The organism is Acinetobacter towneri DSM 14962 = CIP 107472, from assembly GCF_000368785.1.
Taxonomy (GTDB): Bacteria; Pseudomonadota; Gammaproteobacteria; order Pseudomonadales; family Moraxellaceae; genus Acinetobacter; species Acinetobacter towneri.
The window spans coordinates 1-4,889 of record NZ_KB849698.1 but is presented as its reverse complement, the minus strand read 5'-3'; the positions used below and the strand labels follow the sequence as shown (position 1 = coordinate 4,889).

The 4,889-nt window shown below is 36.9% G+C and carries 7 protein-coding genes and 1 pseudogene; 7 read left to right on the top strand and 1 reads right to left on the bottom strand.

Annotation, left to right across the window (positions count from 1 at the left end; all coding sequences use genetic code 11):
* Nucleotides 1-1,057: pseudogene (locus F947_RS14775) on the top strand (relaxase/mobilization nuclease domain-containing protein); the annotation flags it as partial.
* A gap of 23 nt (nucleotides 1,058-1,080) precedes the next feature.
* On the opposite strand, the gene F947_RS13840 reads toward F947_RS14775, so the two are convergent.
* The gene (locus F947_RS13840) at nucleotides 1,081-1,596 is read right to left on the bottom strand and encodes a hypothetical protein (protein ID WP_004977209.1); all 516 of its coding nucleotides are present in this window, start codon (nucleotides 1,594-1,596) and stop codon (nucleotides 1,081-1,083) included.
* A 144-nt stretch (nucleotides 1,597-1,740) separates the two neighbouring features.
* On the opposite strand from F947_RS13840, the gene F947_RS13835 reads away from it, so the two are divergent.
* The 6 genes from F947_RS13835 to F947_RS13810 form a co-directional block, all read left to right on the top strand.
* A complete protein-coding gene (locus tag F947_RS13835; RefSeq protein ID WP_004977203.1) occupies nucleotides 1,741-2,031 on the top strand; it encodes a type II toxin-antitoxin system RelB/DinJ family antitoxin in 291 nt (96 codons plus the stop codon).
* On the top strand, nucleotides 2,024-2,305 hold the full coding sequence (locus tag F947_RS13830; RefSeq protein ID WP_004977201.1) for a type II toxin-antitoxin system RelE/ParE family toxin: 282 nt from the start codon (nucleotides 2,024-2,026) through the stop codon (nucleotides 2,303-2,305). Before F947_RS13835 ends, F947_RS13830 begins: the two co-directional genes overlap by 8 nt.
* Before the next feature lie 201 nt (nucleotides 2,306-2,506).
* Nucleotides 2,507-3,493, top strand: a complete 987-nt coding sequence (locus tag F947_RS13825; protein WP_004977197.1) for a replication initiation protein — start codon at nucleotides 2,507-2,509, stop codon at nucleotides 3,491-3,493.
* Between the two features lie 105 nt (nucleotides 3,494-3,598).
* Nucleotides 3,599-3,799, top strand: a complete 201-nt coding sequence (locus F947_RS13820; RefSeq protein ID WP_004977196.1) for a hypothetical protein — start codon at nucleotides 3,599-3,601, stop codon at nucleotides 3,797-3,799.
* Between the two features lie 209 nt (nucleotides 3,800-4,008).
* Nucleotides 4,009-4,341, top strand: coding sequence for a plasmid mobilization protein (locus F947_RS13815; RefSeq protein ID WP_004977193.1), 333 nt, complete (start codon nucleotides 4,009-4,011; stop codon nucleotides 4,339-4,341).
* Nucleotides 4,331-4,889 (top strand): relaxase/mobilization nuclease domain-containing protein (locus F947_RS13810; protein ID WP_004977192.1); only part of this gene is annotated, 559 nt, incomplete at its 3' end. The genes F947_RS13815 and F947_RS13810, both read left to right, overlap by 11 nt.

Below are 4,889 nucleotides of genomic sequence, written 5' to 3'. Positions count from 1 at the left end.
CCAAGCTATCAAGGTTTTGAATAGCCAAAACTTGCCTGAAAGTGTCAAAGAAATCAAAGAACAGATAGGGGCAGTTATTGCCGATCAAATTAGCAAAGGTGAAATTGAAAATAGGCAAGGCGTAGTTAAAACCCTTGAAGATGCAGGCTTTGAGATTACCCGACAAACAGAGCGATCAATCAGTATTAAAAATCCTGACGGCAAACGAAACATACGGTTAGAGGGCGTGATTTATGAAAATCGACAATTTGATAAGCAATTTGCAGAAGAACACAGCCGAGCAGGACAGGATTATCAAGGAACAAGCCGAGAGCGTTACCAAACAGCACTTGGAAAATTACAGAGCCTTGTTGAGAGCAAACAGCGAGGAAACAGAGAACATTTTAAGGTCAAACCTACAGACCATCAAAGACCAACAGCCGAGCATCAAAAAGGCTTTGCATTTGAATATTCTCAAGGGGGCAGTTCTGGGCGTACTGATTACATTATTCTTGATATTGCTAGGGATAAACGTATGGATGAGCTATCAGATCAAGGGCAAGAAGCAGGAATTAGCCGAAATCAATCTACAGCTAGAACAAACCCCGTTAGAAAAACGAATTTTACGGACAGTGGAATTTCACGAGGACAAGGACAACAAAGCCTATTTCATCGTAGCCAAGAACAGCAAGAAAGCGGAAGCCTATACGACAACAGGCAAAGACAAAGTACTGAAAATCGAGAAGTAGGAAACCAAAATGACACTATGCACAAAATGCCAAGTACCCTTGTACAACAACGACTTCACGAGCAGTTACAGCGACTTGTTGAGTTCTTTAGAGAAACAATTGAGCGAGTTAAACGCTATCAATCAATCACAGAGCGAGCAGATCGAAGCCTTGAGCAATCAGAATCAAGAATTAAGGACTCTAAACGAGCGATTGACCAAAGCCAACAGTGTTATAACGCTTCAAAACGAGGAATTGAGGAATCAAAACAGTATATTGAGGAAAAAGTAAGGCAGGAACAGGCAAAACAACAAATTAAGAAAGATTACGGAATGAGGTTTGGTAGATGAACCACACCTCATTTCTCACTGGTTTAATTAAAATCGCATTCAGGTATTTTTTGCTGTAATTCTTTATATTTTGCTTTAACTGCATCAAGTTTGGCTTGGTTTGGGTTGCCATTAAAGAAAAAGCCATCAAATGGTTTCTTTTCTTCAGTATATTTTGTTCTTAAATCATTACAGTCCTTTCTATTTTTAACGGCAGTTTTAGCAATATCCTCAGAAATTTTCACATATTTTTGATCACGGATACGCAAAGTTTTACCATCATCAGATAGGTTAAAAGGAATTACAGTTAAGCCATTATTAACGCCTAATTCTTCTTTTTCAGTTTTTTCTAAAACAGTTTCTTTTTTCGCTTTACCTAGTAAATCTGTATCTCTAAAAATATTTTCATTTACAAGATAAGTATCTTTATCCTCTTTTCTGATTTCTAAAATTTTAGGATATTTTGTGTCTTCTAATTGCCAGTAGCCGATATATTTATCATAAGGTTTTGAACAAGCTGTAAGTACTAATGTAATTAAAGATAATAAAACAACTCTCATTAGGTGAATTCTCTAGTAAGTAAGTTTAGATGTGGAATACATCATAAAAAGTGTAATAAATCTAGTCGAAATATAGCTTATATTTAATATTTGGCGTACATTATGTTTACTATAATACGCAATATGTAAACTAGAGGTAGTAATATGGCGACAACAAACTTTAACCTTAGACTTGAGCAAGATTTACGAGATCGAGCATTTCCAGTGTTTGAACGCTATGGTTTAAGTGCATCACAAGCCTTTAAATTGTTTTTAACTCAAGTGGCTGAAACAAATAAAATTCCATTGTCTTTTGACTATGTAGAAGATGAAAATGTGCCTAATAGCGTCACTAAAAAAGCACTGCTTGATGCTAAAAATAGAACTGATTTTTCAGAAGCTTATGCGACACCCGAAGAATTTATAAAAGCAATGCAAGAGTTAGCTAATGCGTAAAATATTAGCTGAAAGTCAGTTTAAACGAGATATTAAGAAGCAATTCTTAGAGCTAATTACCCCTGCATGGGCTGAAGTATTACATTGCCTTTGTAACGATATTCCTTTGCCTGAAAAATACTGTGATCATGGACTAACAGGTGATTGGGTAGGTTTTAGAGATTGCCATGTAAAGCCTGATTTAGTCTTGATCTATGCAGTAAGAGAGGATTGCTTACAGCTAGTCAGAATTGGCAGTCATTCAGAATTATTTGGCAAACGTAGAAATAAATAACAGTGCTATAAACTAATAAAAATCAATTGGTTGTTTAGCTTAAAAATTAGTGTAATATTTTCTACAGGCGAAAAAAAAGCAGGTCGGCAAACCTACTTTTTTCTCTTTGTTAAACAAATGCTTAAAACATCTGTGAAACGCTAATCCGTTATTAGTATTTTACTGATGTTTTGAGCCAATGCAACACTTGGACGTGTTTTCATGCTCAATAAAACGCAATTTTCAGCAGATTTTTTTAAAAAATTACCATATAAACCGTTTTGCAGCTTAGGCAAAGGCGGTAAGACATTGATACGCTCAAAAAAACATGCAATACAGTATCCGCTTATTCAAGTAAATCATGTTCATACAGTGCAATATTTGATTTTTGATATAGATGCACCTGATGCTTATTTACATTTTTTTGATGAAAATCTACCAGTTCCGACATGGATAGCAAAAAATAAAAAAAATGGTCATTGTCACGTTTGTTATGAGTTAAAAACAGCAGTTTGTAAAACAGCACATGCACGTCTAAAACCATTGCGGTATCTAGCATCTATTGAATATACATACGCCAAAAAATTAAATGCAGATTTGCGATATACGGGACTTTTGACAAAAAATCCAGTCGATAGGGATTGGCAAGTTTTTCTATTAAATCCTGCCGCATTCGAGCTTGATGAACTTGCTGATTATGTCGATTTAGAAACCAAGCCCAAACCAACTGAGGGAGAAAAAAAGGAAGTATCTGGGCTTGGGCGTAACTGTATGTTGTTTGATACCGTTCGTTTTTGGGCATATAAGGCGATTAGAGAGCATTTGGGTAGTGGTTTGGATATTTGGTATCAGGAAGTATTAGAGCGGTCTAAAACCGCAAATGGTGCGTTTTTAGAGCCATTGCCATATTCAGAAGTGAAAGCGACAGCAAAAAGTATTGCAAAATGGGTGTGGCGAAATCATCACAGTGCAGAATTTCAAGCAATGTTTAGTGAAAAACAGGCGAGGAAAGGGCGGAAAGGCGGTTTAGCTAGTGATTCTAGTCATGGTGGCAAAGCTAGATCAGCAAAATACAGCGATATACGTCATGAAGCCTTAAAACTTCATGTAATGGGATTTAATCCAACACGAATAGCCAAAGAATTAGGGGTATCACGCCCAAGCGTTTACAAATGGGTTACAGAATTTACAAATCAGTTACAAGTGTAAAAGTGCAAGCCTAATCAGATATTAGCCCGTTTACGGGTTCTTTTTTTATCTGAAAGTGGAATAAGCAAGTTTAATTAGATGTTCGTTGTTAGTAGAGAGGTTTTTGTGGAAACAGAAGAGGAACGCCAAGATCGACAACTCACTGATGTTTGGGTGAAGTTAAATAATCGAGGAAAAACTCCTATGAATACAAGTGTTCGTGAGTTAAATCGTGAATTGCAATTATGGCAAATCAATGAAAAGAAACGATTGAAAAGAGAAAAAATGACAGATGAAGATCAATTGATTGATTTATTTTTTGATTAATCCCTTTCTTGGAAATTTGTATAATTTCAGGTAGCCTTTTAATTTAAGGGCAAGGACACATAAAGGGTACTCTTCGAGATACCCTTATATGCCTTGTAAGGGAAGAATCCCTTAACCCTTTTTTCGACTTTTTTCACTGCGGTAACTTGCCTTGTTAGGCAACTTGTCCTCATAAAAAAAGCCGACCATTTCCACGAATGGATTTAGTCATGACGAAGAAAGAGATTGTTAAAAGACAAAAAGAAATCAAAGTCCGTTTAACTGATGCGGAACATACAGCATTGCTAGAACGTATGACAGGTGGGGAGTTGGCGACTTGGATTAGAAATACATGTCTTGATGAAAAGCCAAATAAGAAACGGAATTACAAAGTAGCAGATCCTCAATTATTGTCAGCATTGGGGCGGATTGGTGGAAACCTGAATCAGATTGCTAGACAGGTAAATACGGTTAATTCAGATATAGAAAAAATTAGAGCTTTTGGAGAGTTAGCAACGATTAGAGAGCAGTTACAAAGGATTCTAGCCGACTATGATCGTTAAATTTTTAGGAAATAAAGGCGGTGGCAGTGCAGGGGCAACAATGGATTACTTGCTGGGTAAAGATCGTGACCGACCAGGAGCGATTTTACTTAGTGGTGACCCTGAATTAACAGTACGGATAGCTGAGAACCTAGATTTTAAGAATCGGTACACCGTAGGCGTATTGTCATTTGAGGAATCAGACCTTGAACAACGCCAAAAAGAAAAAATCATGGAGAGCTTTGAAAAGACGGTACTTGCAGGGCTTGAACGTGACCAGTACGACATCACTTGGATTGAACATCGGGACAAAGGGCGATTAGAGCTAAATTTTGTTATTCCTAACGTGGAATTGAGTACAGGAAAACGCCTACAACCCTATTATGACAAAGCAGATCGTCCATTGGTTGAAAATTGGAAACAGGTTACTAACTTTGAACATGGATTATCAGACCCTCATGCACCTGATAAAGCCCAAGCTATCAAGGTTTTGAATAGCCAAAACTTGCCTGAAAGTGTCAAAGAAATCAAAGAACAGATAGGGGCAGTTATTGCCGATCAAATTAGCA

Excerpts from the sequence above, each read along its gene's own strand:
- F947_RS13840 (WP_004977209.1), bottom strand. The coding sequence starts at position 1,596 with ATGAGAGTTGTTTTATTATCTTTAATTACATTAGTACTTACAGCTTGT.
- F947_RS13835 (WP_004977203.1), top strand. The coding sequence starts at position 1,741 with ATGGCGACAACAAACTTTAACCTTAGACTTGAGCAAGATTTACGAGAT.
- F947_RS13830 (WP_004977201.1), top strand. The coding sequence starts at position 2,024 with ATGCGTAAAATATTAGCTGAAAGTCAGTTTAAACGAGATATTAAGAAG.
- F947_RS13825 (WP_004977197.1), top strand. The coding sequence starts at position 2,507 with ATGCTCAATAAAACGCAATTTTCAGCAGATTTTTTTAAAAAATTACCA.
- F947_RS13815 (WP_004977193.1), top strand. The coding sequence starts at position 4,009 with ATGACGAAGAAAGAGATTGTTAAAAGACAAAAAGAAATCAAAGTCCGT.